The sequence below is a fragment of the Actinoplanes cyaneus genome (assembly GCF_016862095.1).
In the GTDB taxonomy this organism is placed as follows: Bacteria; Actinomycetota; Actinomycetes; order Mycobacteriales; family Micromonosporaceae; genus Actinoplanes; species Actinoplanes cyaneus.
In genome coordinates this window covers 100,478-126,724 of record NZ_BOMH01000058.1, presented here as the reverse complement: position 1 = coordinate 126,724, position 26,247 = coordinate 100,478, and the positions used below count along the sequence as shown (strand labels likewise).

The 26,247-nt window shown below is 72.9% G+C and carries 22 protein-coding genes; 8 read left to right on the top strand and 14 right to left on the bottom strand.

Annotated features, from left to right (window positions below; translation table 11 throughout):
* Nucleotides 1-8: 8 nt before the first annotated feature.
* On the bottom strand, nucleotides 9-1,478 hold the full coding sequence (locus Acy02nite_RS34915) for an MFS transporter (protein WP_203751041.1): 1,470 nt from the start codon (nucleotides 1,476-1,478) through the stop codon (nucleotides 9-11).
* Between the two features lie 74 nt (nucleotides 1,479-1,552).
* On the opposite strand from Acy02nite_RS34915, the gene Acy02nite_RS34910 reads away from it, so the two are divergent.
* Nucleotides 1,553-2,113, top strand: coding sequence for a TetR/AcrR family transcriptional regulator (locus tag Acy02nite_RS34910; protein ID WP_203751040.1), 561 nt, complete (start codon nucleotides 1,553-1,555; stop codon nucleotides 2,111-2,113).
* A gap of 8 nt (nucleotides 2,114-2,121) precedes the next feature.
* Here the strand turns inward: Acy02nite_RS34910 and Acy02nite_RS34905 are convergent, their stop codons facing one another.
* Together Acy02nite_RS34905 and Acy02nite_RS34900 are read right to left on the bottom strand one after the other, a co-directional pair.
* On the bottom strand, nucleotides 2,122-3,213 hold the full coding sequence (locus tag Acy02nite_RS34905; RefSeq protein WP_203751039.1) for a hypothetical protein: 1,092 nt from the start codon (nucleotides 3,211-3,213) through the stop codon (nucleotides 2,122-2,124).
* A 54-nt stretch (nucleotides 3,214-3,267) separates the two neighbouring features.
* Nucleotides 3,268-4,854: an FAD-dependent monooxygenase gene (locus Acy02nite_RS34900; RefSeq protein ID WP_203751036.1), complete on the bottom strand. Its 1,587-nt coding sequence runs from the start codon at nucleotides 4,852-4,854 to the stop codon at nucleotides 3,268-3,270.
* Between the two features lie 99 nt (nucleotides 4,855-4,953).
* Here Acy02nite_RS34900 and Acy02nite_RS34895 point away from each other — a divergent pair, with 99 nt between their 5' ends.
* Nucleotides 4,954-5,574, top strand: a complete 621-nt coding sequence (locus Acy02nite_RS34895; RefSeq protein ID WP_239175470.1) for a TetR/AcrR family transcriptional regulator — start codon at nucleotides 4,954-4,956, stop codon at nucleotides 5,572-5,574.
* A 15-nt stretch (nucleotides 5,575-5,589) separates the two neighbouring features.
* Here the strand turns inward: Acy02nite_RS34895 and Acy02nite_RS34890 are convergent, their stop codons facing one another.
* The 3 genes from Acy02nite_RS34890 to Acy02nite_RS34880 form a co-directional block, all read right to left on the bottom strand.
* The gene (locus Acy02nite_RS34890; protein WP_239175468.1) at nucleotides 5,590-7,851 is read right to left on the bottom strand and encodes a putative bifunctional diguanylate cyclase/phosphodiesterase; all 2,262 of its coding nucleotides are present in this window, start codon (nucleotides 7,849-7,851) and stop codon (nucleotides 5,590-5,592) included.
* Between the two features lie 163 nt (nucleotides 7,852-8,014).
* A complete protein-coding gene (locus Acy02nite_RS34885; RefSeq protein ID WP_203751033.1) occupies nucleotides 8,015-8,896 on the bottom strand; it encodes a helix-turn-helix domain-containing protein in 882 nt (293 codons plus the stop codon).
* A 14-nt stretch (nucleotides 8,897-8,910) separates the two neighbouring features.
* On the bottom strand, nucleotides 8,911-9,156 hold the full coding sequence (locus Acy02nite_RS34880; protein ID WP_239175467.1) for a hypothetical protein: 246 nt from the start codon (nucleotides 9,154-9,156) through the stop codon (nucleotides 8,911-8,913).
* Nucleotides 9,157-9,510: 354 nt separating this feature from the next.
* Between Acy02nite_RS34880 and Acy02nite_RS34875 the strand changes: the two genes are divergently transcribed.
* Together Acy02nite_RS34875 and Acy02nite_RS34870 are read left to right on the top strand one after the other, a co-directional pair.
* Nucleotides 9,511-9,717 carry a hypothetical protein gene (locus tag Acy02nite_RS34875; RefSeq protein WP_203751030.1) on the top strand — a complete coding sequence of 69 codons (207 nt, stop codon included), beginning with the start codon at nucleotides 9,511-9,513 and terminating at the stop codon, nucleotides 9,715-9,717.
* 16 nt (nucleotides 9,718-9,733) lie between these two features.
* A complete protein-coding gene (locus Acy02nite_RS34870) occupies nucleotides 9,734-10,003 on the top strand; it encodes a hypothetical protein (RefSeq protein ID WP_203751027.1) in 270 nt (89 codons plus the stop codon).
* Here the strand turns inward: Acy02nite_RS34870 and Acy02nite_RS34865 are convergent.
* Both Acy02nite_RS34865 and Acy02nite_RS34860 read right to left on the bottom strand, forming a co-directional pair.
* Nucleotides 9,958-10,626 carry a response regulator gene (locus tag Acy02nite_RS34865; protein ID WP_203751024.1) on the bottom strand — a complete coding sequence of 223 codons (669 nt, stop codon included), beginning with the start codon at nucleotides 10,624-10,626 and terminating at the stop codon, nucleotides 9,958-9,960. The genes Acy02nite_RS34870 and Acy02nite_RS34865 overlap by 46 nt on opposite strands.
* On the bottom strand, nucleotides 10,623-12,170 hold the full coding sequence (locus tag Acy02nite_RS34860; RefSeq protein ID WP_203751020.1) for a sensor histidine kinase: 1,548 nt from the start codon (nucleotides 12,168-12,170) through the stop codon (nucleotides 10,623-10,625). The genes Acy02nite_RS34865 and Acy02nite_RS34860 overlap by 4 nt, the downstream gene beginning before the upstream one ends.
* A gap of 84 nt (nucleotides 12,171-12,254) precedes the next feature.
* On the opposite strand from Acy02nite_RS34860, the gene Acy02nite_RS34855 reads away from it, so the two are divergent.
* The 3 genes from Acy02nite_RS34855 (at nucleotide 12,255) to Acy02nite_RS34845 (ending at nucleotide 15,561) form a co-directional block, all read left to right on the top strand.
* Complete coding sequence (locus Acy02nite_RS34855; protein WP_203751017.1) at nucleotides 12,255-13,601, top strand: cation:dicarboxylate symporter family transporter; 1,347 nt, start codon at nucleotides 12,255-12,257, stop codon at nucleotides 13,599-13,601.
* 161 nt (nucleotides 13,602-13,762) lie between these two features.
* Entirely contained in the window at nucleotides 13,763-14,746 is a 984-nt protein-coding gene (locus Acy02nite_RS34850; RefSeq protein ID WP_203751014.1) for an ATP-binding cassette domain-containing protein, read from the top strand.
* A complete protein-coding gene (locus Acy02nite_RS34845; protein WP_203750997.1) occupies nucleotides 14,743-15,561 on the top strand; it encodes an ABC transporter permease in 819 nt (272 codons plus the stop codon). The genes Acy02nite_RS34850 and Acy02nite_RS34845 overlap by 4 nt, the downstream gene beginning before the upstream one ends.
* Before the next feature lie 4 nt (nucleotides 15,562-15,565).
* Here the strand turns inward: Acy02nite_RS34845 and Acy02nite_RS34840 are convergent, their stop codons facing one another.
* The 6 genes from Acy02nite_RS34840 to Acy02nite_RS34815 all read right to left on the bottom strand — a co-directional run bounded on the left by Acy02nite_RS34840 (nucleotide 15,566) and on the right by Acy02nite_RS34815 (nucleotide 24,097).
* Nucleotides 15,566-19,009: an AfsR/SARP family transcriptional regulator gene (locus tag Acy02nite_RS34840; protein ID WP_203750994.1), complete on the bottom strand. Its 3,444-nt coding sequence runs from the start codon at nucleotides 19,007-19,009 to the stop codon at nucleotides 15,566-15,568.
* Between the two features lie 340 nt (nucleotides 19,010-19,349).
* Nucleotides 19,350-20,012 carry a response regulator gene (locus Acy02nite_RS34835; RefSeq protein ID WP_203750991.1) on the bottom strand — a complete coding sequence of 221 codons (663 nt, stop codon included), beginning with the start codon at nucleotides 20,010-20,012 and terminating at the stop codon, nucleotides 19,350-19,352.
* A complete protein-coding gene (locus Acy02nite_RS34830) occupies nucleotides 20,009-21,127 on the bottom strand; it encodes a sensor histidine kinase (protein ID WP_203750988.1) in 1,119 nt (372 codons plus the stop codon). The genes Acy02nite_RS34835 and Acy02nite_RS34830 overlap by 4 nt, the downstream gene beginning before the upstream one ends.
* 9 nt (nucleotides 21,128-21,136) lie before the next feature.
* Nucleotides 21,137-21,796: a response regulator gene (locus Acy02nite_RS34825; protein ID WP_239175481.1), complete on the bottom strand. Its 660-nt coding sequence runs from the start codon at nucleotides 21,794-21,796 to the stop codon at nucleotides 21,137-21,139.
* 20 nt (nucleotides 21,797-21,816) lie between these two features.
* Nucleotides 21,817-23,742, bottom strand: coding sequence for a sensor histidine kinase (locus tag Acy02nite_RS34820; RefSeq protein ID WP_203750985.1), 1,926 nt, complete (start codon nucleotides 23,740-23,742; stop codon nucleotides 21,817-21,819).
* A 97-nt stretch (nucleotides 23,743-23,839) separates the two neighbouring features.
* Nucleotides 23,840-24,097, bottom strand: coding sequence for a hypothetical protein (locus Acy02nite_RS34815; protein ID WP_203750982.1), 258 nt, complete (start codon nucleotides 24,095-24,097; stop codon nucleotides 23,840-23,842).
* Between the two features lie 156 nt (nucleotides 24,098-24,253).
* Between Acy02nite_RS34815 and Acy02nite_RS34810 the strand changes: the two genes are divergently transcribed.
* A complete protein-coding gene (locus tag Acy02nite_RS34810) occupies nucleotides 24,254-26,242 on the top strand; it encodes a phosphocholine-specific phospholipase C (protein WP_203750979.1) in 1,989 nt (662 codons plus the stop codon).
* Nucleotides 26,243-26,247 lie beyond the last annotated feature (5 nt).

Genomic DNA, 26,247 nt, shown 5'->3' with positions numbered 1-26,247 from the left:
GTCGCGCCTCAGACCTCGACCGGCGTGAGCTCGGGCAGCGCCACCGGGGTCTCCGGGGCGGCCTTGCGGCGGCCGGCCGGGACCAGCAGCGCGACCAGGAAGGCGAGCGCGCTGGCGACCGCGAGCAGCAGGAACGCCTCGGTGTAACCGGACTCGGCGGGCAGACCCTGGGGGCCGGTGTGCCCGGTCACCACGGAGCTGACCACCGCCGTACCGATGGAGGCTCCGATGGTCCTGATGTTGGTGTTCATGCCACTGGCGACACCGGTCTGGTTCATCGGCACGCTCTGCACGATCAAGTTGATCATCGAGGAGTAGAGCAGGCCGAGGCCGACACCGAAGACCGCTCCGGTGACCGCGACCATGGCCCGGCTGTCGTGGGCGAGCGCGAGGCTGAGTGCGGAGAGGGTGCCGAGACCTGCCCCGATGAGCAGCTGCACCTTGTTGCTGACCCAGCGGGTGAGCGGGCCGCTGACCGAGCCGAACACGGCCATCGTCACCATCATCGGCAGCATCAGCAGGCCGGCGCCGGTCACGCTGGCGCCGAAGCCGTAGCCGGTGCTCGCGGGCACCTGCATGAGCTGCGGCAGGAACGCGAAGACGCCGAACATCGCGGCGCCGAAGAGCATCGACACCAGGTTGGTCGTCCAGACCGCCGGCAGCCGCATCATCCGCATGTCGATCAGCGGCTCGGCGGAGCGCAGCTCGGTCGCCATCCAGCCCGCGAAGAAGACCAGGGCAAGGGCGAACAATCCGAGCGTACGGCCGTTGGCCCAGCCCCACGTCGCGCCCTTGCTCAGCGGGAGCAGCAGGGCGACCAGCCAGCCGGCCAGCAGCACGGCGGAGAGCCAGTTGATGCGGCCGCGCACGCCGGTCGGCGACGGCGGGACCACGCGCCAGGCCGCGACGGCGACCAGGGTGACGGCGACCATCGGGATCCAGAACAGCCAGCGCCAGTCGAGCCAGCCGACGATCGGGCCGGCCAGCACGATGCCGAGGCCGCTGCCACTGGCGATGACCGCGGCGAGGATGCCGATCGCGGAGGAGACCCGGTTCGGCGGGTAGATGTCGCGGATGATGCCGAACGACACCGGGAAGACGGCCGCGCCGAGGCCCTGCACGACGCGGGCGACGATGAGCACTGTCACGTTCGGGGCGATCGCGGCGAGCAGGCAGCCCAGCGCGATGGCGCCGAGCGCGACCAGCAGCGTGCGGTCCTTGCCGATCATGTCGGCGATGCGGCCCATCAGCGGGGTGGCCACCGACGCCGCCAGCAACCAGGCCGTCAGCACCCAGGTGACAGTGCCGGTGGTGGTGTGCAGGTCCTGCTGGATCGTGGGCAGCACCGGGGTGACCAGTGACTGCATGAGGGCGAACGCGGCGGCCGCGGCGGCCAGCACCGTGAAGGTGACCCGCGGCGCCGTCCGGCGCGGCGGCGTCTCCTGGTGGCCGGGAGTCGCCTGGTAAAGTCGAGGCATGCCTCCAGATTAGCGGAGGTACCCCTCCGGTTCGCAACCGAATAGCCGGCGAGGGTGATGTGAGGAGGGTCTCCATGCCTGACGTGCCGATCGCGACGCGCCGCCCGCAGCGGGCCGACGCGCGCCGCAACTACGACGCGTTGCTCGCCGCCGCCCGCGACATCTTCGCCGAGAGCAGCACCGACGCGTCGCTGGAGGAGATCGCCCGCCGGGCCGGGGTCGGCATCGGGACGCTCTACCGCAACTTCCCGACCCGCCGCGACCTGTTCGAGGCCGTCTACGTCGAAGAGATCAACCAGCTCAGCGCCGCGGCAGCGGCCGTCGCCGACCGGCCCCCGTGGGAGGCGCTGCGCTCCTGGCTCGACCGCTTCGTGGGATACGTGGTGACCAAGCGCGCCGTCATCGACGCCCTGAACCGTGACTCCGAGCTGTTCAAGTCGTGCCGCATCACCATGTACGCGGCCGGCGAGCCCCTGATGGACCGCGCCCGGGCCGCCGGCGAGGTCCGCGCGGACGCCAGCTTCGACGACGTCCTGCGCATGATCTCCGGCCTGGTCTCCGGCACTTTCGTCGACGAGGAGCAGCGCGCCCGGGTGCTCGAGTTCGCCCTCGACGGCCTGCGCAGCCGCCCCTGACCCGCCGCCTACCTTCCGCCCAGCCAGCGCGGCCAGCGGCGCTCGCGGGGCCGGTCCGAGCGTGGTTGCGGAGCCGGCTCCGGCTCGGATTCCTCGTCCTGCGCCAGGATCGCGGTGGCCAGCGACCGGTCGTCGGCCGTGGCGTCCGGGGTGATCAGCATCAGGTGCGCCAGCGACGTCCAGATGGTCACCGGGCGCGGCGCCCGGGTGGCCGCGAGCAGCCGGTCGGCAACCAGGCCGCGCACCTCGGCACGGATCGCCGGCTCCCGGTAGGCGGCCGTGACCAGGGCGAACAGCGCCGCGTCGGAGACCCAGTCCTCGACGCCGAAGGCCAGATCGACCAGGACCTGCCGGCGGATGGACGTCTCCCACGGCTCGTGCTTCGCGTGGTGCAGGATGCCCAGGCAGACCCACGGCTGCAGCAGGCGGTACCAGTACGCCGGGTCGGACTTCGCCAGGACCTGGTATCGCGGGATGTCCGGCGCCTGCGGCGGGTGCACGAGCAGCCCGAGCAGGTCGTTCAGCGGCAGGTCACCGAACGGCTCGGCCTGCAGGTAACCGGAGAGCGGCGACGGCCACGGCTGCGCGCCGGTCTCGTACAGCACCCGCACCGCCTCGCGGGACGGCGCGAACACCGCCGGCTCGGCCTCGTCCCCCTGGTAGCGCCAGACCGCGTACCTGCCGGGCCGCAGCGGGATCCGCATGTCCGGCTCGGCGAACTCGGCGATGCCGATCTTCACGGGCGCCCCGGCGACCCGCTCGAACGCGGCCAGCGCGCTCGGCGGCTCACCACCGGAGAGCCCCAGCTCGGTGACCTCGGACTCCTCACCGGCGGCCCGGCGGCGGGCGATGTCGCGGCTGATGTTGATGACCGCTTCCTCGGGCATCGGCACCCAGTTCAGCCAGGTCCGCTTCGATCCGGCCATCGCGAACAGCATGTCGGTGGTCCCGCACCCGTGCGGGTCGTCGGCGATCGCGACCAGGTCCGCCACGTCACCAGACGTCCGGAACCGCAGCGCGTGCCGGGCGGCCTCCCGGTGCGGGAACTCCGGATCCTCCGCGAGCTCCCGGAGCCTGCCTTCCACGTTCTCGCTGACCATGGCGGGTCAGCTTAGTTGATCAACACGGTTCCCGCGGCCCCGATCGGGCGGCCCTCACGTGGAGCGGGTCAGCGCCCCGCCGAGCCACCGTGCGGCGGCCTCCCGGAGAGAGTCCACCTCCGCGCGGCCCGGCTCGGAGGTCGAGCAGGCCCAGGCCAGATAGCAGTCGGGGCGCAGCAGCAGCGCCGACAGCGGCTCGTCACCCGCGTCACCCGCGGGCGACGCGACGGGCGCGGCGCGGACGACATCCAGGCGGTCGTGCCGGCCGGCCAGGGCCTGCGCGAACACGCCGCCCGGTGTCAGGTCCAGCAGGAGCGGCCGTGCCGCATGCGTCAGGTCCGCCAGGCGCACCACGCCCGTCGTGGTCTCGACGGTCAGCTCCGGGACGAACGTGCCGGCCCGCGGGTGTGCCGGCCACGGGCCCATGTCGTAGCGGACGTCCGCGCCGGCCGTGAGGTGCGCCAGCCGCGACACCGCGGCCGGATCGGTCAGCAGCTCGGCGAAGAGTTCCCGCAGCCCGGTCACGTCACTGCCGGGCGCGATCAGCGCCGCCTGCGCCCGGGCGTTGACGATCATGCGCTCGGCAGCGGCACGGCGCTCGGTCCCGAAGGAGCCGAGCAGCTCCACCGGTGCGTCGCCGCGCACCGTGGCGGCCAGCTTCCAGCCCAGGTTGACCGCGTCCTGCAGGCCGAGGTTGAGCCCGGGCCCGCCACCGGTCGCGCCGAACACATGGGCCGCGTCGCCGATGAGCAGGACGCGCCGGTCCGCGTAACGCGCCGCCACCCGGGTGTGCCCGCCGGTCATCCGCCGCAGCACGTGCGGGCCGGCGCCCTCCGGCTGCCGCAGCGGCACCTCGGCGCCCAGCACGCGCCGGATGCTGCCGGCCAGCTCGGCGAGGGTCATCGGCTCGTCCGGCTCCGGCTGATCCCACTCGGTCGTGGACAGCAACGGCGGCCGGCCGGGCAGCGGCGCGTACGAGAATCCGCCGTGCTCGGTCCGGTGCGGGAGGAACGGCGGCACCGGGCCGTACCCGGGCACCGTGAGCGCGCCGGTGCCCGGATCCACCCAGTCCGGCGGCAGCGTCACGTGGGCCGACCGCACGGTCATCCGGTCGTGGTGCACGCCGGGGAATCCGATGCCGGCGAGCTTGCGGGTGACACTGTGCGCGCCGTCGGCACCGACGACCCAGCGGGCGCGCAGGTCGTAGCGGCCCTCGGCGGTGACGACCGACAGCGTCACCCCGTCCTCGTCCTGGGCCAGGCCGGCCAGTTCATGGCCGCGCCGGATCTCTGCCCCCACCTCGGCCGCCCGCTCCTCGAGGACCCGCTCGATCTCCTGCTGGGTCACCGGCAGCGTGTGGACCGGGCTCCGCGGGAGCAGGCCGAGGTCGAGTCCCAGGCCGCCGAACATGAAGTACGCGGAATTCGGCACCGGCGGCTCGGAGCTGCCGGTCAGCCTCTCGTGCAGCCCCCGGTGGTCCATCACCCGGACCACCTGGCCGAGCAGTCCGTTCGCCTTGGGATCAGCGCTCGGCTCGTCCCGCCGCTCCAGCACGAGCGGCCGCACCCCGGCGAGCGCCAGCTCGCACGCCAGCATCAGCCCGGTGGGGCCTGCGCCGACGACAACCACATCAACGGACATCGCTGCCTCCTGCTCTCTGCGTCAGGCGGCTCACCCTAGGGGCAAAACTTGCGTGCACGCAAGTTTGCGTGCACGCAACCCACGTGGCAGAGTGACGGGGTGACACAGGAACGGCCGGACCTGCGCGAGCGGAAGAAGCGGGCCACCCAGGAGGCGCTCCGCGAAGCGGCGCTGCGGCTCGCGCTGGAACACGGGACGGCGAATGTGCGGGTCGCCGACATCGCCGAGGCGGCCGGCGTCTCACCGAGGACGTACAACAACTACTTCTCCAGCCGGGAACAGGCGATCGTCGCCGCGGTCACCGCCCGGCGCGAGGCCCGGATCGCCGAGGCGACGGCCGCCCAGCCCGCGCACATTCCCCTGGCCGACGCCGTGACCACGGCGATCGTGCAGGTCTACACCACGCCCGGCGACGACGATCACCCCGCGCTGCTCCTGATCGCCACCGACCCGGCCCTGCGCCACGCGTTCCTCGACACCACCGCCGGAATCGAGGCGCCGCTCACCACCGCCATGGCGCGGCGCCTCGGCCACACCGACCAGGACACCGCCCGGATCCTCGCGGCGAGCGTCACCGCCGCGGTGCGCATCGCCCTCGAACGATGGCTCCGGCCGGCCACCGGATCGGCAGCCGGGCTCGTCGTGCCGACCGGATCCCTGCCGGACCTGCTGCGCGACGCCCTCGCCCCGCTGGCACCCGCCCTCGACGCCGCACGGTGATCCGCCGGCCCGGCCCTACGCCTGGTCGACGGCGAACGGCTGGGCCCCGTCGGTCTCGGAACGGTCGTCCGGGACGGCGGCGCGCGCGTGGAACGAGGGCTCCGGCACCGGCCTGCCGAAGTAGTAGCCCTGGGCATACTCGTACCCGAGCTCACGCAGGTAATCGGCCTGCTCCGCGGTCTCCACGCCCTCGGCGACGGCCCGCAGCCCCAGCCCCTTGCTGACGTGGATCAGCGCGTCGACGATCACCGGTGGGCGGCCACCCGCGATGATCTCGTCGACGAACGACTTGTCCACCTTGAGCACGTCGACCGGGACGGTGCGCAGCAAGCCCAGCGACGAGTGCCCGGTGCCGAAGTCGTCCAGCGCGATCCGCACCCCGGCCCGGTGCAGGGTCTCCACGGCGGCGACCGCGACCCCGCCGCCGAACAGCGCGGTCTCGGTCACCTCGACGAGCAACTGGGCCGGCTCCATCCCGGTCTCGGCGAGGATCCCGGCGACCACCTCGGGAAAGCCGGGCTCGCTGAGCTGCCGGGCGGACACGTTCACGCTCACGTAGCCGGGCGCGTCCCGGCCCAGGTCCCGCCGCCATCCGGCGAACTTCCAGCACGAGGTACGCATGACGAACTCGCCCAGCTCCACGATCAGCCCGTTGTCCTCGGCGACCGGGACGAAGTCGACGGGGCTGACCACGCCGCGGACCGGATGGTGCCAGCGGACGAGCGCCTCGCACGCCCGCGCCCGCCCGGTGTCCAGCTCCACGATCGGCTGGTAGACCACCCGGAAGTCGCCGTCGTCCAGACTGTGCCGCAGGTCGGCGCCGAGTCGCGCGGTCGCGTCGGCGCGCTCGTCCAGCTCGGCGGTGTAGACCATGAGCTGGCTGCCGGCGGCCTTCGCGGCGTACCGGGCGGTGTCCGCGCGGCGCACCAGCTCGGGCACCGGCACCGCGCCGCACTCGTCGCTGTCGGCCACCCCGAGCCGCGCGTTGAGCAGCAGCTCGTGCTCGCCGGAGACGATCGGCCGGCGCAGCAGATCCACCAGCCGGGCCACCACCGCGTCGCCGTCACCCTCGTCCGTGTCCCTGGCCAGCACCGCGAACTCGTCGGCGCCCATCCGGGCCACCGCGTCGCCCTCGCGCAGCGACGTGCGCAGCAGCCCGGCCACCGCGGCGAGGGCCCGGTCGCCGGCGGCCCGGCCGAGCCGGTCGTTGACGTGCTTGAACCCGGCCAGGTCGATCATGATGAGCCGGCACGGGCCGGCCGCCACCCCCTTGACCGCCTCCTCCTCGAAGGCGCGCCGGTTCGGCAGCCCGGTCAGGTCGTCGCGCATGGCCAGGTCGCGCAACCGCGCCGCCTGGCTGTGCGCCCGCGCGATGTACCCGGACATCCGGGTCACCACCAGCACGAACAGGACCATCGACCCGATGCCGACGACGAGCCAGACGGTCGCGCCGGTGCCGCCCCCGCCCTGCAGCAGCAGGATCGCCGGCACCAGCAGCATCGAGGCGGTCAACGCGATCAGCCGGCTCCAGCCGAGACTGCCGCTCTCCTCGGCGGTCCCCGCGGTCGCGGACGGGTGCACGGCAGCGGCGGCCCAGAAGACGTAGGCCAGCAGGTAACCGGCGTAGACGTACGACCCGGCGGCCGCCATCACCGCCGGCAGCAGCGTGTAGACCACGTTGCAGGCAAGCGTCACCACGCCACCCGCCGTCAGGAGCCACATCGCGGCGGTACGCGGCCCGCGCCGCAGCAGCATCGGCACCAGCAGCGCACAGAGCAGGACGCCCATCGCGGGGTAACCGGCGGTCACCACCCGGGCCAGCGGCGGCAGGTTCTCGTCGGCCACCACCGGTTCGATGACGAACGTCCAGTACGCGATCCCGACGCTGATCGCCACGATCGCCGAGTCGATCAGATTGCCCGACCAGATCGGCCCCCGCCGCCGGGTCAGCAGGAACATCGCGACCGTCAGCAGCGGGTAGGCGCCCAGGTAGAAGGCGTCCGCCCAGGACGGGAAGTTGTTCTCGCCGTGCACGGCGTAGACCAGGTCACCGGCGACCCAGGTGGCGATACCGGTGGCGAAGACGTACCAGGCCGGCTGCTGCGAGCGGTGCCGGCGGCGGGCACCGGCCACCATGACGACGCAGACCGCGAGCGAGAGCAGGGTGGAGACGACGAGCGCGGGCCGGCCGTAGGGCAGCAGCGACCAGCCGGCCACCACGGCCGTGCCACCCAGCAGCCAGGCGAGCCACCACGGGGGACGCCGCAGACCCGTCACATCCCCACTGTTCGGCACCTCACCGCCGAAGTTGAGGGCGGCGCCCAAGCATGTCCGACCTATGCCGGAACCACCGGCTGCGCGCCCCGATCCCGGCCCGGCCGATCACCCGTGTGTGCCCGGCACCGTCACGGTGGCGGCCGCCGCGGTCATCCGCCGGACGTCAGCCCCGCCGGGTCAGCTGCTCGATGTAGCGCGCCTCGTACCGATCCAGCAGCGGCCCCACCTCGGTGGTCGCGGACGCCTCGAACAGTTCGAAGACCTTGCGGTAGTGCCGGACGTCGGTCGGCCCTCGCGAGACCAGGCCGGTGTTGTACACGTCGATGAGGACGAGGCTCCGGTCCAGCAGGGTGAAGCCGTGCAGCGGGGGAAAGGCGAACGGCCCCTCGTCCGGGATCACCGCGAACCTGATGGTCGGGTGCCGTGCCAGCAGGTCGCGCAGGTGACTCAACTGGGCGAGCATCTCCGCCGGCGGGCAGATCTGACTGCGCAGCACCGACTCGGTGATCACGAAGCGGAACGACTTCCCGGGATCGGCGAGCACCTGCTGGCGCCGGATCCGCGCCGTGACCGACTCCAGGATCGCCGTTTCGGTGTCCTCGTCGCCTTCCGCCTCGGCGAGGGTCTGGAACGACATCAGCGCCCCACGCGCGTACCCACTCGTCTGCAGCAACCCCGCCAGCAACGCCGGCTGGAAATCGCAGACCTCGGCGGTCGCCGCCTCCCACTCGGCCAGGCGATCCTGCCGGCTCACCAGCGGCGACACCGTCGGCCGCCAGTCGGTCATCCGGTCGTGAGCGTCCTCGGCCCGCCGGACCAGGGCCCGGATCTGCGCCCCGTCCGCGCCGAGCGCCTTGGCCAGGACCGCGACGTCGGCCGGGTCGGCGAGGTTCCTGCCCCGCTCCAGCCGGGAGATCTTCGGCTGGCTCATCCCGACCATCTCGGCCAGCCGGGCGCCGCTGAGTCGTTGAGCCCTGCGCATCCGGGCCAGCGCGGCGCCGACCGTCTCCTCCGGATCGAAGGGAGCGCCATCGATGGTCGACATGCGCCCCCCTCACGTCACGACAGGTCGCTGAGCGCCTCGCGCAGCAACTCGGCCGGGATTTCCACCAGCATCTCACCGTCGGGCAGATCGATGCCCGCTCGCTCGGCGGAGACTGTGAATCCCTGGACCACGTAACGCCCGGATTGCGCCCTATAGATCGTCGGGCAGGAGCCGGCCGAACAGTGGTTGGCCACCACGTGGAGAGAGAGCCGAACTTCGCTCTCGTCGGAAGCATTATTCACAGAAGAAGAATAGGGCATTTCGGACAGCCTCCGAGCAGAGATCGGCGAAACGCGCCGTCAAGGTCCCTCCGAGCAGCCACGATCGCCCTATCAGTGGTTGACCGCATCAGCGTGTCGGAACGTCACCTGCCAATCCCGCACAGCCGGTGCGACACCGAACCCGCAGGTCGGCGAGAATATCGATGGCAATTCCGCTGATCTGCGACGCCGCAGGCGGCCGCATACCTTTCAGCCAGATGTCTGATCGAAATATGGAAAAGCGGCGCATTTTTCGCAGTCCATGAATCGCGGGTAGTAATTCAAGCGCGATGAATAGACGATCGACGTATCCACTTCGCCGCGCCCCGCGGGGGTTGCACAATGATCGAAACAATGTCGCCACATCCTGCCCTGCCGATCGGCGCTCCACTGCTCCACCTGGCGCTGGCCGGCCTGCTGCTGATCATCGGGCTTCGCTATCTGAAGCGGGCGATCGAGCCCATCGGACCCATCGTCGGAGCGATCGCCTCGGCCGCCGTCGTGGCATTCGCGCTCGGCGCGTCACTGGCCCTGATAGTCGCCGCGGCATTCGCCCGCTGATCGATCGGATGTCGTCATGTCTGCATTCGCCTTCGTCGGGCCGGTGGTCGCGATCATCGCGTTGTTCCTGGTGACCGAAGTGCTCACCGCGGTCCTTCCCTTGATCCTGGTGATAACGCTCGTGCCGCCGCACGAAAGGCCGGGTCTGGCCGCTGTCCTCTCGGCGGCGAACAGCGGCGGCCAACCGCGCCGGAGCCGCTGGCGCCAGTTGCGGAACACCATGACCGCCCGGCGGGCGGCTCAGGCGGGGCGGTATTCGACCTCGGGGCGGCCCGGGCCGCCGTAACGGGGGGTGCGGACCGCGCGGCCGGCCTCGGCCAGGTGCTCCAGGTAGCGCCGCGCCGTCACCCGTGACGTGCCCGTCCGGGCCGCCACCTCGGCCGCCGACAGGCCCGGCGAGGCGCGCAACGCGGACAGGACCAGGTCGAACGTCCCCGCGTCCAGACCCTTCGGCAGGGTGTCCGGGGGGCTGCCGCGCAGGGTGGAGAAGACCCGGTCGATCTCGTGCTGGGCGGCCGCCTCGGTGGACTCGACGAGCTGCGCCCGGTACCGCGCGTACCGATCGAGCTTGTCGCGGAACGCCGCGAACGTGAACGGCTTCAGCAGGTAGTGGGTCACGCCCAGCGCGACGGCCTGCCGGACCATCGCCAGGTCGCGGTTCGACGTCACGGCCAGCACGTCCGCCCCGCTGCCGGCCGCGCGCAGCGCACGGGCCAGTTCCAGCCCGTGCCGGTCCGGCAGATTCAGATCCAGGAGAATCAGATCCACCTCCCGCGTACGCAGGATGGCCGTCGCGTCCCGGGCGGTGTGCGCCACGCCGACCACCTCGAAGCCGCCGACCCGCTCGGTGTAGACGCGATGGGCCTCGGCGATCAGCGGCTCGTCCTCGACGACCAGGACCCGGATCACGCGGGTACCGGCAGCCGGACGGTCAGGACGGCGCCCGCGCCCGGGGCCGAGTCGATCGCGTACCTGCCGCCGTACCGTTCCGTGATCTGCCGGACCAGGGACAGGCCGACGCCGCGGCCGGGGCCCGGTTTGGTCGACCACCCGCGGCGGAAGGCCGAGGCGGCCTGCTCCGCGGTCAGTCCCGGCCCGGTGTCGCCGACCTCGACCAGCACCTCGTCCTCCTCCTGGCGCACCAGCACCCGCACCCGCCGCGGCGTGCCCGGCCCGGCCGACGTGACCGCTTCCAGGGCGTTGTCGACCAGGTTGCCGACCACCGTGAGCAGGTCACGGGACGGCAGGGGTGCTTCGTTCACCTGCGACGACGGGTCGATGGTGAGCTCCACGCCGCGTTCGGCGGCCTGGGCGGACTTGCCGAGCAGCAGCGCGGCCAGGGCCGGTTCGCGGACCGCGCCGACGACCTGGTCGGTGAGCTGCTGGGCGAGCGCGAGCTCCTCGGTGCCGAGCCGGATCGCCTCCTCCGGCCGTCCGAGCTCGACCAGGGTCAGGACGGTGTGCAGGCGGTTCGCGGCCTCGTGCGCCTGCGCGCGCAGCGCCTCGGTCAGGCCGCGCACCGAGTCCAGCTCGCCGGTGAGCTGCCGCAGCTCGGTGTGGTCGCGCAGGGTGAGCACGCTGCCGCGGGAGTCGTGCGTGAAGCGGCGGCTGGCGACCAGGGTCCGGTCACCGGCCAGGATCGGCTCGTCCACCATGGTGCGCCGCTCGGCGATCAGGTCCGCGACCTCCGGCGGCAGCTCCGGGTCGTCGGCGGCGACGCCGAGCAGCCGCCGCGCCTCGTCGTTGATCAGCTCCACCCGCCCGTCGCGGCCGGCCACGACCAGCCCCTCCCGGACCGAGTGCAGGACCGCGTCGTAGTACTCGTACATCCTGGTCATCTCGGCCGGGCCGAGCCCGTGGGTCTGCCGGCGCAGGCGGCGGCTGAGCGCCCACGCGCCGGCCGCGGCCAGCAGCAGCGCCGCCCCGGTCCCGGACGCGACCGCCGGGAACTGCGCGGCCAGCGCCCGGTCGATCGCGGTCGTGCGGATCCCGACCGCGACCAGCCCGACGATCGCCCCGGAGCCGTCGCGGACCGGCACCACGGTGCGCCACGAGTCGCCGAGGCTGCCCGGGTACTCCTCGACGACCACACCGCCGGCCAGCGCCTCGTCGACCGTGCCGGCGAACGGCAGGCCGATCAGGCTCGTGGTGGGATGCGTGTAGCGGGTGCGGTCGGGCGCCATCACCACGATGAAGTCGGTCTCGGTGGCGGCGCGCGCTGCCTCGGCGTACGGCTGAAGGGTCGTGGTGGGGTCCTCGGATCGCAACGCCGTGACCACCTCGGGCGAGTGCGCGACCGTCTCGGCGACGGCTTTGACCTGGCCGATCGCGGCGTTGCGGGCGTCGCGGCGGGCGAGCAGCACCGCGCCCGTGGTGCAGACCGCCACCAGCAGGGTCACGACCAGCACCTGCAGCGCGAACAGTTGCCGCGCGATACTCCACCGTCGGGTCATGCCAGGCCGTTCTGCTGTTGCGATCCGATGAACAGAATGACCGTAATCGTGATCGAGCCTGAGACCTAGACCACAGTCCAGGCCATGAAGGACCGCACCCGCTATCTCTACCCGGCCGTGATCGTGGCCGTCCTCCTCGGCATCGCCGTCGGCCTGCTCGCCCCGGACACGGCGGTGGAGCTCAAGCCGATCGGCACCGGATTCGTCAACCTGATCAAGATGATGATCAGTCCGGTCATCTTCTGCACCCTCGTGCTCGGCGTCGGCTCGGTCCGGCAGGCCGCCAAGGTCGGCAAGGTCGGCGGCCTGACCCTGGGCTACTTCCTGACCATGTCGACGGTCGCGCTCGCCATCGGCCTGGTCGTCGGCAACCTCGTCCACCCCGGCTCCGGCCTGCACCTGGACGCCTCGATCGCCGCGTCCGGCCAGAAGCAGGTCAGTGAGACGGCCAGTGAGACGACCGCCGACTTCCTGCTCGGCATCATCCCGACCACCCTGATCTCGCCGCTGGTCGGCAACGAGGTGCTGCAGACCCTGCTGGTGGCGCTGCTGATCGGCTTCGCGCTGCAGTCGATGGGCGAGCGCGCCCAGCCGGTGCTCAACGCCATCGCCGTCTTCCAGCGCCTGGTCTTCCGGGTACTGGCCATGCTGATGTGGCTGGCCCCGATCGGCGCGTTCGGCGCGATCGCCGCGGTGGTCGGCTCGGCCGGCGTCGACGCGCTGATCAGTCTCGGTCAGATCATGCTGGGCTTCTACCTGACCTGCGCGATCTTCGTGTTCGCGGTGCTCGGCCCGCTGCTCTGGCTGGTCGCCCGGGTCAACATCTGGCGGCTCTTCCGCTACCTGGGCCGCGAGTTCCTGCTGATCCTGTCGACCTCCTCGTCCGAGTCCGCGCTGCCCCGGCTGATCGCGAAGATGGAGCACGTCGGCGTGAGCAAGCCCGTCGTCGGCATCGCCGTGCCGACCGGGTACTCGTTCAACCTCGACGGCACGGCCATCTACCTGACCATGGCGTCGCTGTTCATCGCGCAGGCCATGGACCAGCCGCTCTCGATCGGTGAGCAGGTCTCGCTGCTCCTGTTCATGATCATCGCGTCGAAGGGCGCTGCCGGGGTCACCGGCGCCGGCCTGGCCACGCTCGCCGGCGGCCTGCAGACGCACCGGCCGGAACTCGTCGACGGCGTCGGCCTGATCGTCGGCATCGACCGGTTCATGTCCGAGGCGCGGGCGCTGACCAACTTCGCCGGCAACGCCGTCGCCACGGTGCTGATCGGCGTCTGGACCCGGGAGTTCGACCGGGCGAAGGCCGAGCTGGTGCTCCGCGGCGACGACCCGTTCGACGAGGCCACCATGCTCGACGACGACCACGCCCCGGCCGCGCCACAGGCTCCCACCGGCTCCGCGGAGAAGGCGCCGGCCCCCACCTCCTGACCGCCTCGTTCACCAGACCTGCGCGTACGCCGGCAGGCCCTGTCCTCGCGCTGGCACGACTCGCCCGGCCCCCCGGCGAGCCGTGCCAGCGCGCTGTGCGGGGCATGCCAGCGTGACCGCGCAAGCTTCCCGGCGACAACGGATGAGGGGGAGCGAGGATCGTGGACGATCTCGTAGTGCGCGCCGAGGGATTGCGCAAACGCTTCGGTAAGACGCAGGCGCTCGACGGGGTGGACCTGGCCATGCGCCGGGGCACGGTGCTCGGCGTGCTGGGACCCAACGGGGCCGGCAAGACCACAGCGGTACGGGTGCTGGCGACCCTGCTGCGCCCGGACGAGGGCACCGCGTTCGTGGCCGGTGTCGACGTGCTGCGCGAGCCGCAGAAGGTGCGCCGCCGGATCGGCCTGACCGGGCAGTACGCGTCGGTAGACGAGGACCTGACCGGCACCCAGAACCTGGTGCTGATCGGCCGGCTGCTCGACCTGACCACCAGGGACGCCAGGAAGCGCGCGGCCGAGCTGCTCGAGTGGTTCGACCTGACCGAGGCTGCCGGACGGCCGGCCAAGACGTACTCCGGTGGCATGCGCCGCCGCCTCGACCTGGCCGCCAGTCTCGTCGGCCACCCCGAAGTGATCTTCCTGGACGAGCCGACCACCGGTCTCGACCCCGCCAAGCGCGAGGACATGTGGGGCGTCGTGCGCACCCAGGTCGCCCAGGGCTCCAGCGTGCTGCTGACCACGCAGTACCTGGAGGAGGCCGACGCGCTGGCCGACGAGATCGTCGTGGTGAACCACGGCAAGGTCATCGCGCAGGACACGCCGGACGGGCTCAAGCGCCGCGTCGGCGGCCAGACCCTGCGCATCCGCCCCGCCGACCCGAGCCGGCTGCCCGACGTGCTGGAGATCCTCGGCAGGGTCGCGTCCCCCGGCACCACCGCGGCGCCGGACGCCGCGGCCGGATCACGGCCGGGCGCCGCGTCCGTCCCGGTCCCCGACGACAGCGCCCTCGACGACGTGATCCCGGCGCTGCGCCGGGCCGGCATCGAGATCAACGAGTTCGGCCTGCACCTGCCCAGCCTCGACGAGGTGTTCCACACGCTGACCGGCGGCGAGAACGACAAGAAGAAGACGGAGGCCCTGGTGTGACAACCGCGGTTCTTGATGCGCCCACCCACCTGGACAGCCCGCGGGGCGGATCGTTCCTCGCGCTGGTCCGGCACGCCGGCGCGCTCGCCAAGCGCAGCCTGATCAAAACCGTGCGCACCCCGGAAGCCCTGATCGACGTCACCATCCAGCCGGTCATCTTCCTGCTGATGTTCACCTACCTGTTCGGCGGCGCCATCGCCGACGGGGACCGGCACGGTTACCTGCAGTTGCTGCTGCCCGGCATGCTCGCCCAATCCCTGGCGATGGGCAGCATCGCCCTCGGCCAGAACCTGAACTCCGACATCGAGAAAGGCGTCTTCGACCGGTTCCGGTCACTGCCGGTGTCCCGCTCGGCGCCCCTGGTCGGCGCGGTCCTGGCGGACATCGTCCGCTACGCCACGGTGTCCGTGGTGACGCTCGGCTTCGGCATGATCATCGGCTTCCGGATCGAGACCGGCACGACGGCGACCCTCGGGGCGATCGCCCTGGCCATCGCCTTCGGGCTGTGCTTCGGCTGGATCTCGGTGTGGGTCGGCATGAAGGTGCGCACCCCCGGCGCCGTACAGGGCGTGATGTTCCTGCTGGTCTTCCCGCTCTCCTTCGGCAGCGACGTGTTCGTGCCGGCCGGGACGCTGCCCGGCTGGCTGCAGGGCTTCGTGAAGGTCAACCCGATCACCCACCTGGTCGGCGCGGAACGTGGCCTGCTGATCGGCGGGCCGGTCGCCCACCACCTCTGGCTCACCCTCGCGTGGATGGCCGGGCTGCTGGTGGTCTTCGTGCCGCTGGCACTACGCGCCTACAGCAAGCGCACCTGAGGGATCAGCCCTCGATCGCGCGCAACTGGCCCGGGTTCGCCCGGGCCAGTGCCGTGTTCGGATCCAGGGCCCAGCCCGCCGCGTACGCCTCGGCGAACCCGTCCTCCCCCAGCACCGCCCGGTTGCGCCGGGTCAGCTCCGCCACCTGCAGATCCGTCGGATCGTGCGCGCCGCGCAGCCGGGCCGCGGCGCCCAGCAGCTGCGCCGCCTCCCGGGGCCGCCCGGTCAGGTCCGCCAGCCCGGCCGCCCCGACCGCGACCAGCGACAGGATCGGCATGTCCCGGGTCTCCTGCGCCGCCTCGTACGCCCGGATCAGCGCCCGCTCGGCCCGCACCCGATCACCCTGTCGCAGCGCCAGCGTCGCCCGCACCCCCTCGATGATCGCCGTGCCGTGATCGCCGTTCATGAAGCCCGCCTCGTCGACGGGCAGCTCGGCCTCCGCCCGCGCGACCAGCTCCTCGGCCCGGTCGAGCCGGCCCAGCGTGACCATCATCCCGGCCTCGAGGCCGTCGATGAGCAGCATCATCTCCGGCGCCGTCGACCGCTGCGCCCGGGCCCTCGCACCGGCCAGCGCCACCATCGCGTCGTCCGGCTCGCCGCGCCGCAGGTGCAGGTCGGCCCGCCGCAGGTCGATGAAGACCTCGTCACCCAGGTCCAGCGAACCGAACTCGCCGGCCAGCGACTTCGCCGCGGTCAGATCGGCCAGGGCGCCGTCCAGGTCACCCTCGTACTGCCGCAGCAACGCCCGCAACGGCAGCACCGTCGCCTGGCCCCAGCGGTCACCGGCTGCCCGGAAGCCGGCGAGCGCGGCCGTCACGTCGACCCGGACCTGGTCCACGTCCCCGTTGTTCTCCGCGACCTGCGCCCGGAACAGCTGCGCTAGCGCGGCCACCCACGTGTCCGGCCCGTCCACCAGCTGATTCATCCGCGCCTGCGCGGCCTCCCCCTCCTCGGCCATGAACAGCACCACCGCCGACAACGCGCCGACCAGCCCCGGCAGCTCCGCATGCGACATCAGCCGGTCGGCCAGCGCGCGCATCCGGTCCTGGCGCTGCTGCGCGGTCTCCGCCGTCGTCACGACCTCGCCGCTGACCCGGTTGAGCGTCAGCACCGCCTCGGCGCAGTCGGTCACCAGCCGGCTCCGCTCGCCCGGCAACCGCAGCGCCTCGTTCAGCCAGAACGCGGCGTCGGCATGCCTGCCGAACATCTGCCAGTACCACACCAGGCTCAGCGCCAGCCGGGTCGCGCCGTCGGCATCCCCCTCGTCGCACAGGTGACGCAGGGCGGCGAGCGCGTTGTCGTACTCGGCGCGCAGCACGGCCAGCGCGTCCAGCTGCTCGGCGGTACGCAGCCGCGGGTCGTGCTCGGCGACCAGCGCGGCGAGATAGCCTGCCGCCAGCCGCCGCGTGCCGGTCAGCGCCCGCTGCGAGGCGAGCTGGTCGATCCCGTACTCCCGGAGCGTCTCCAGCATCCGGTAACGACCCTCCGGCGCGCGCTGCAACAGCGACTTGTCGACCAGCGCGGCCAGCAGATCGGGGATCAGCGCGGCCGGCACGCCCGCGTCCGCGCAGACCGCTGTGGCCGAACCCACCGTCACCCCACCGGGCAGCACCGAGACCCGCTCGGCCACGATCCGCTCGTCACCGGCGAGCAGCTCCCAGCTCCAGGCGATCACCGCGCGCAGCGTCCGATGCCGCGGCAGCGCGGTCCGGCTCCCCGTGGTGAGCAATCGGAATCGGTCATCCAGACCGTCCGCCAGCTCACGCAGGCCCAGCGTGCGCAGCCGGGCCGCGGCGAGCTCCAGGGCGAGCGGCAGCCCGTCCAGCCGCCGCACGATCTGCACCACGTCCTCCACGGTCGCCTCGTCCAGCGCGAACCCGGGAAGCACCGCCGCCGTACGCTCGGCGAACAGCCGCACCGCCGGCGACTCGCGCGCCGCGTCGAGCTCCGTCTGCTCCGGCACCCCCAGCGGGCCGAGCGGCACCAGCGCCTCCCCGTCCACCGCGAGGGGCTCCCGGCTCGTCGCCAGGATGCGCAGCCCCGGGCACCGCACCAGCAGCGCTGTCGCCAGATGCGCGACCGCGTCGATCAGATGCTCGCAGTTGTCCACCAGGAACAGGCACTCGCGCCCCGCGAACTGGTCCACCAGCACGTCGACGTCGGTGCGCCCCTCCAGCCGCAGCCCCGAACCCTCCGCGAAGATCGCCGACGCCCGCAACCCGGTCGCCGTCAGCACCGCGGCCGGCAACTCCGCGGGAGCCGTCACCGACGCCAGGTCGATCAGCCACACCCCGTCCCGGAACTCCCCCCGCCGCCGCCGCGCCGCCTGCGTCGCCAGCCGCGTCTTCCCGGCACCGCCCGGCCCCAGCACCGTGATCAGCCGCCCGGCGCCGAGCAGCTCGTCCACCCGGGCAAGGTCGGCCTCACGGCCGATGAAGCTGGTCAGCGGTTCCGGCAGATTGCTCGCCGCCGGCCTTCCGGCCGTTTCAGCTTCCCGATTCGCGCGTACGTCGTGAGCCCCGCGCCCAGCCGCCCGCTCAGCCGCGGCACGCTCGGCGCCGGCCCCTTCGGCGACAGCACGCTCCCCCGCGGCTCGTTCCGCGGCGGCCCGCTCCTCCTCGTGCCCGCCCGGCCCGCTCCCGCCACCGTTGAAGCCGCCCGGCCCACTTCCGCCGCCGCCCAGGTCGGAAACGCCGGAGCCCCGCAGTAGCTGCAGGTGACGTTCCCGCAGCGCCGCCCCGGGATCAGCGCCGAGCCGGTCGGCGACCTCCTCCCGGATCCGTTCGTACAGCGCGAGCGCATCCGCCTGCCGCCCCTGTGCCGCCAGAGTGTCCATCAGCAGCCCGGCCACCCGCTCGTCCAGCGGATGCTCCTCGTTCAGCCGGGTCAGCCTGCCCTCCGCCACGTCATACCGCCCGAGCAGCAGATCCGTCTCCGCCGCATCGGCCAGCGCCGCGCTCACCGCACGCCCCAGCCGGACCCCCACCGCCTCGGCCACCACGCCGACCTCGACCGCCACCGGCCCCCGCAACAGGCCGATCGCCGCACCGAGCACCTCCGACGCCTGGTGCGCGTCACCGGCCCGCAGCTTCTGCCGCCCGTTCCCGGCCAGCCGCTCGAACCGGATCACGTCCACGTCGTCGTCGCCCACCGCCAGCCGGTAGCCGCCCTCGTCCTGAAGCACCGCGTCCGCGTCCCCGAGCACCCGGCGCAGCCGCGACACCAGCGACTGCAGCGCGTTCGCCGGATCGGCCGGCCGTTCCAGCGGCCACAGCGAGTCCACCAGCGCACCGGCGCCCACCGGTCGCCCGGCAGCCAGCGCCAGCCGCACGAGCAGCCCCCGCAGCCGCGCCCCCGGCACCGCCAGATCCGCCGAGCCCCGGCCGGCCCGCAACCCCCCGAACAGCTCCACCCGCAACCGCCCGGCACGTTCCCCGTGCTCGCTCACGCAGCGATCCTCCCCCGCCCGCACCACCCACACCAAACCACCCCGCTCCCGCCCACGCCCGGTCCCGCAACGCCGCCCCGGCCCCGCTCACCGCCCGCTGTCCGGTCCCGCCACCCGGCTGGCCCTCACGGGTGTAACCGGCGCCCCGTAACACCCGTGAGCACCAGCCGGCCCGCCGCCACCACCCCAGTAAGCCCGACCCGCCACGCACCCCCGGCCCCGCTCACCGTCCGCCGCCCGGTCCTGCGGTCCGGCTGTCCCGCTGGGCGGTGCGTTGTCGCGGTCACGGCTCGCGAGCCCTTCGGCATCCTAGGAGGCTAGCCTGGGATGCTCCGGGGGGTCAGGGGGTGGTGGCCAGGCCGGTCTCGTAGGCGAGGATGACGGCCTGGACGCGGTCACGCAGGTTGAGCTTGGCGAGGATCCGCGAGACGTACGTCTTCACCGTCTCCTGACCGATCACCAGCCGCCCCGCGATCTCCGCATTGGACAGTCCCTCCGCGATCAGCCGGAACACTTCCACCTCCCGGGGCGTCAGCACCGACAGCCGTGCGTCCACCCCCGGCGCCGTGGGCCGCAGCCGCTCCCCGAACTTCCCGACCAGCTGCCGGGTGACGGCCGGCGCGAGCAGCGACTCACCCCGGGCCACCGTCCGGATCCCGTCGATCAGCTCGGCCGGCTGCGCGTCCTTGAGCAGGAACCCGCCGGCCCCGGCCCGCAGCGCCTCGTACACGTACCTGTCCAGGTTGAACGTCGTCACGACGAGCACCTTCAGCGGCGACGGGACCCCGGGCCCGGCCAGCCGGCGGGTGGCTTCGATCCCGTCGAGCAGCGGCATCCGGATGTCCATCACGACGACGTCGGGGCGCAGTCGCAGCGCCTCCCGCACCGCCGCCTCGCCGTCGGACGCTTCGCCGACCACGTCGAGGTCCGGCTGGAGTCCGAAAACGGTCACGAACCCGGCCCGGATCAGCGCCTGGTCGTCGCAGACGAGGACGCGGATCACGCGGGCACCGCCAGGGGCAGCTGAACACGTACGGCGAAATCGCCTGTCTCTGTTCCCGAGGCCTCGAAGGTCCCGCCGAACACCTTGACGCGCTCGCCCAGCCCGGTCAGGCCACGCCCGGGCACCAGCGCACCGCGGAACGACCCCTCGGTGACGACCTCGATCTCGGTGCCGTCGCCCGCATGCCGGACCCGGACGCGGGTCGGGCGGCCCCGCGCGTGCTTCACCGCGTTGGTCAGCGCTTCCTGCACGACCCGGTGGACGGCGAGCCCGAGACCACCGCCGGGCCCGGGGCCGCCCTCCTCGGCGAAGTCGACCGGCTGCCCGGCGCGGCGCATGCGTTCCACCAGGTCGGCGACGCGCTCCGGCTGCGCTTCGGCAGGAGCCGCCCCGTCCAGTACGCCGAGGAGCCGCCGCAACTCGGTCAGCGCCTCGCGGCCGCTGCCGGACACGGCCGCGACGCCGTCCGCCGCCTTCTCCGGGTCGGCGGAGATCAGGAACCCGGCCATGTCGGCCTGCACCACCATCGCGGTCACGTGATGCGTGACCACGTCGTGCAGCTCCCGAGCGATCCGCCCGCGCTCGTCGGTGATCGCGCGGAGCACACTGGCCCGCCGTTGACGCGCCTCCTCGTGCTGCCGGGACCGCACCCAGGCGCCGGCGCCCCAGCTCGCCGCGAGCACCACGAAGAACGTCACGTAGTTGATCAGGTCCTCGCCGGAGCCGCGCAGGTGCAGGGCGATGGCGAGCAGCACATACCCGGCCGTTCCGGCGACGGCCACCGCCCGGCGGAACCGCTCCTGGTGCGCGCCGACGCTGTACAGCAGGATCAGCACCGCCAGCCCGGCGACGGTCGGCGGATAGCCGCCCAGCTGGTAGAGGCCCCAGGCGACGCCGCCGACGGCCAGACCGGCGGCCGGCCACCGGCGGCGCGGCGCCAGCGACAGGGCCTGGATCACCAGGAGCACGACGCTGAGCCCGGTCGCACCGCGAAGGTGCAGCTCGCCGACCTGGAGACCGCGCTCCGCGATCCCGGGGACGAACGACGCGGCGATCAGCAGGCCGGCGGCGATCGTGTCCCGGATCGTCGGGCTCAGGGCTCTCCACCGGCGCACGCGGGAAGCTTAGGGTCTGTCCGGCGGATCACCCAAGTGCGAGGCGCCGCCCGGCCGGACCAGCCCCAGGTCGTAGGCGAGGATCGTGGCCTGCACCCGATCTCTGGCACCGAGCTTCGGCAGCAGCGCGTTGACGTGGACCTTCACCGTGCCGGTGGCGATGCCCAGAGCCGTCCCGATCTCCGCGTTGGACCGTCCGCGCGCCAGCTCCACCAGCACGTCGCGCTCCCGCGGCGTCAGCGACTCCAGCCGCGGGTCCGTCTCCGGGGCCGCGGTCAGCCGGCCGCTGGCGAAGGCGTCGATCAGCCGGCGGGTCACCACCGGGCTCAGCATCGCCTCCCCGGCCGCCACGGTGCGGATCGCCGCGACCAGCTCCGCCGGGTCGGCGTCCTTGAGCAGGAAACCGGACGCGCCCGCCCGCAGCGCCTCGAAGACGTACGCGTCCTGGTGGAAAGTGGTGAGGACCAGCACGCGCGGAGCGCTCGCCGCGGCGGTCAGCCGGGCTGTCGCGGTGATCCCGTCGACGCCCGGCATCCGCACGTCCATCAGCACCACATCGGGCGTGGTGGCCGCCGCCAGCTCCAGGCCGGCCGCGCCGTCCCCGGCCTCGCCGACAACGCGCATGCCGGGCTGCGCGCCGACGATCGCCGCGAGACCCGCCCGCACCATCAGCTGGTCGTCCACGATGATCACCCGGATGATGGCGGCACTCCCCCGGTCCCCGGCGCCGCGTGCAGGCCGTCCAGCATGGTGCGCATCGCGGTCAGGGACTGCTTGGCCGCGCCGAGGACCCCGGCCAGGTCGCCGCGCCCGGCCGCCTCCGGGACCTCGGCCGCGTGCCGGAGCACCGCTTCGCGCAGCTCGGCCGCCATTCGCGCCCGTTCCCCGCGGGCCCGCTGCTCGGCCTGCGCGGTCACCGCCGCCACCCCGTCCTCCTCACGGCGCCGCCGCAGGTCGCGCCGCTGCCGGGCCGTGTTCCCGGCCAGCCACGCGAGGGTCGCCGGCACGCTGAGCAGCAGGATCCCGAGGAACACGTACACCGCCGCGAGCATCGCCCCGGCGAGCGCGCCGACCGGCCCGGCGAAGTCGTCCGGCTCGGTCATCAGCAGCGTCGCGAACACCAGGGCCGGCGAGAGCACACCGGCGACCAGCGCGAGCCACGCCCGCTCCCGCCGCGCGCTCCAGGCCGCGACCGCGTAGACCGCCGCCAACTCGGCGCCCGCGCTGAACAGGAACAGCCAGCCGCGACCGCCGGGCAGCACCGTGGCGGTCAGCACCGGCCCCAGCCAGCCGGTCGCCGCGACCGCGGCGAACACCCACCACGGACGGGTGCGCCGCCACAGCAGCGGCAGCACGTGCACGAGCATCGCCAGCAGCACCAGCACGGCCACCGCCGGGGTCAGGCCGCCGTCGCTCACCTCCGCCGCCAGCCCCGCCACCGGCACGATGAGTGTCAGGACGGCCAGGGCCGTGTCCACCACGACCTGACTGCGCGGGATCCAGCCCCGCTCCGGCACCGGCGCGGCGAACGGCACCCGGGCACGCACCCGCCAGCCGCCGTCCCGTGGACCGGCGTCCAGGCTGCCGCCGAGCGCCACCGCGCGATCACGCATCCCGGCGACCCCGCGGCCGCCGCCGAGCCCGGCCGCTCCGGCCACTCCGGCGGTGCCCGCGGTCGTCCCGTCGTCCTCGATCACGAGCTCGGCCTCGTCACCGTCGTACCGGAAAAGGATCGTGACAGCACTGCCCGGCGCGTAGCGGAGGGTGTTGGTGAGCGCCTCGCGCGCGATGCCGTGCATGGCGGCGGCGATCTCGGCGGGCGGCTCACCGCCGGGAAGCCGGAGGATGATCCGCTGGCCGAGCGCCCGGAAGACCTCGGCCAGCTCGGTGAGGGCCGGCTCGCGCTCCTCGACACCGCCGGCGGGCATGATCTCCACGAGCCGGTGCAGTGAGGCGAGGGTCTCCCGCCCGGTACGCGCGGCGAACGCGAGCGACTCCTCCCGCAGCTCGGGCCGCTGATCGCCGAGGAAGCTCGCGGCCTGCGCGTTGACCACGATCGAGGTGAGATGGTGCGCCGTGACGTCGTGCAGCTCACGGGCCAGCCGGTTGCGCTCGGTGACCTCGGCTGCCAGGCGCGCCCGCTCGGCCGCGGCGAGACGGCGTACGGCGTCCGCACGCGCCCGGGTCCAGCGCCCGCGGATCCGGCCCAGCGCGGCGACCAGCGCACCGGCCGCCGCATCCGCGACCACCTCGAGGAGCAGATCGTCGGCGCCGTCCACCACGCTCGGCACGGTCTGCACCGTGACGACAGCCGCCCAGCAGACGAGCAGCGTGCGGCGCGAGCAGCGGGCGGCCACGCTGAACAGCGCCATCAGGTCGGCGACGGCGATGACGATCGCCGCGTCCCCCGGCACGAGCCACTGCTGCTCGCCGGGCGCCACCCAGGCGGCGATCGTGGTCCCGGCCACGACCGCGGCGAGGGCCGGCACCGGGTGGGTGCGGCGGAGGACGAGGGCGGCGCCGGTCACCAGGCAGACGACGGCGAACGCGATCGCCGGCACCGGGTCGACCGGGGTGCGGGAGAGGCCCGGCCACAGGATCAGCTGACCCGCCACCAGCAGGGCGGGCAGGAATCAGGTGTGCGGGCGGGCCATGATGGCCACACCCTACCCAGCGCCGGCTCGGGCCCGGTCACCGTGGGCCCGGAGCGCCTCAGCGGCCGCCCGGCTCCTCGGCCGACCACCCGGCCGCCTTCTCGACGAGGGCCCAGGCGAAGACACCCAGGAGCGTCAGCGGCAGCACGACATACCACCTCCCGAGCACGCCGAAGTCGCCGGAGCGGCCCATGGTGTGCAGCACCGTGATCACCGAGAGCGGCGCACAGGCGGCGGCGATGACCATGCGCCGGATCCAGGTGCGGGTCCGGCTGGTGGGTGCGTTCTCCGGGGTACGGCCACTGTCGATCTCCATGACCGGAAGTCTGCCGCCGTCCGCGGCCCGGCGAATCGGGCCACGGTCGGAATCCGGTCTATATCCTGAGGCATATCCCGGCCGCCCTCTCGGCGGCGTCATCTACACGCGTAAATGTCACCCGGTGGTCACCTCGGGTGGATAGCGTCCGCGGCCGTGGCCAGTGTGGATCGTAGACAGTTTCTGCAGATGCTCGGCATGCCGGCGGTCGCCGCCGCGATGCCCGCGAACCTGGAGGCGGCGCTCGCCATTCCGGCGAACAACCGCACCGGGTCGCTCCGGGACGTCGAGCACGTCATCTTCCTGATGCAGGAGAACCGTTCGTTCGACCATTACTTCGGCACGCTCCGCGGCGTCCGTGGGTTCGCCGACCCGCACCCGGCCCGGAAACCGTCCGGCGAGACGGTGTGGCGCCAGGACGGGCTGCTGCCGTTCCGGCCGGACGTGGCGGACCTCGGGGCGACGTTCCTGCCGGACCCGCCGCACGGCTGGGACGACACTCACGCCGCGTGGAACGCCGGGCGTTACGACCGGTGGGTGCCCAACAAGGGTGTGCAGACGATGACCCACCACACCCGGGCCGACCTGCCCTACCACTTCGCTCTCGCGGACGCGTTCACGGTCTGTGACGCCTACCATTGCTCGCTGCTCGGCCCGACCGACCCGAACCGCTACCACATGTGGTCGGGGTGGGTCGGCAACGACGGCAAGGGCGGCGGCCCGGTCATCACGAACGCCGAGGCCGGCTACGACTGGACGACCTACCCCGAACGGCTGGAGAAGGCCGGCGTCTCGTGGAAGGTCTACCAGGACGTCGGGCTCGGCCTGACCGCCGCCGGGTCCTGGGGCTGGACCTCGGACCCGTTCATCGGCAACTACGGCGACAACTCGCTGCTCTACTTCCACCAGTACCAGAACGCGCAACCCGGCACGCCGCTCGCCGACCGGGCGAAGACCGGCACCGAGGTGAACAAGCTCGGCCGCAGCCCCGACCGGCTGCTCACGGACTTCCGCGCCGACGTCGAGAAGGGGACGTTGCCGCAGGTCACGTGGATCGTCGCGCCGGAGGCCTACACCGAGCACCCGAACTGGGAGCCGCACAACGGCGCCTGGTACATCTCGCAGGTCATCGACATCCTGGCGGCCAAGCCGGAGATCTGGTCCAAGATGGCCCTCTTCATCACGTACGACGAGGAGGGTGGCTTCTTCGATCACCTCGTCCCGCCGACGCCGGACCCGGCGCGTTCCACGGTGTCCACCGTCAACGAGATCTTCACCGGCCCCGGGCACCCCGCCGGGCCGTACGGCCTGGGCATCCGCGTCCCGATGGTCGTCGTCTCGCCGTGGACGCGCGGCGGCTGGGTCAACTCCCAGACCTTCGACCACACTTCGCTGATCCGTTTCCTGGAGAGGCGCTTCGGGATCGCCGAGCCGAACATCACCCCCTGGCGCCGGGCCGTCGCCGGGGACCTGACCAGCGCGTTCGACTTCAAGACCCCGAACCGCGGGCCGGTCGGCCTGCCCCCGACCGCGCAGTTCAAGCCGGCCGACCTGACCCGGCAGCCGGACCAGGTCCCGGTGCCTCCGGCCGGCCCCGCGCTGCCGGAACAGGAGCGTGGCGTGCGCCCGGCCCGGGCCCTGCCGTACACGCTGCACGCGGACGCGACCGCCGATACCATCGAACTGCGCAACACCGGAAGATCAACAGCGGTTTTCGCCGTACGGCCGTCAGGGGCTGATCCGCTCTCGTTCACCGTCGAACCGGGCAAGCACCTGATCAGCGCGTTCACCGGTGACGACGTCGAGGTGCACGGGCCGAACGGGTTCTACCGCCGGTTCGTCCGCGGCGACGCGAGGATCGTGGTGCGGGCGCGCTACGACGAGCACGCGCACACCGTCCTGCTGGAGATCCGCAACAAGGGCCGTGGCCACGCGCAGGTGACCGTCTCCGACCGTTACACCGGGCGTGCCTCGACCCTGAGCCTGCGCCCCGGCGCCATCCGCACGTCGCAGATCCACGCGGCGGCCACGCACGGCTGGTACGACGTCACGGTCACGGCGGGCAGCACCGTGACGCAGTACGCCGGCCACCTCGAGAACGGCAAGGACAGCATCACCGACCCGATCATGGGCGGCCTGCTCTGACTCCT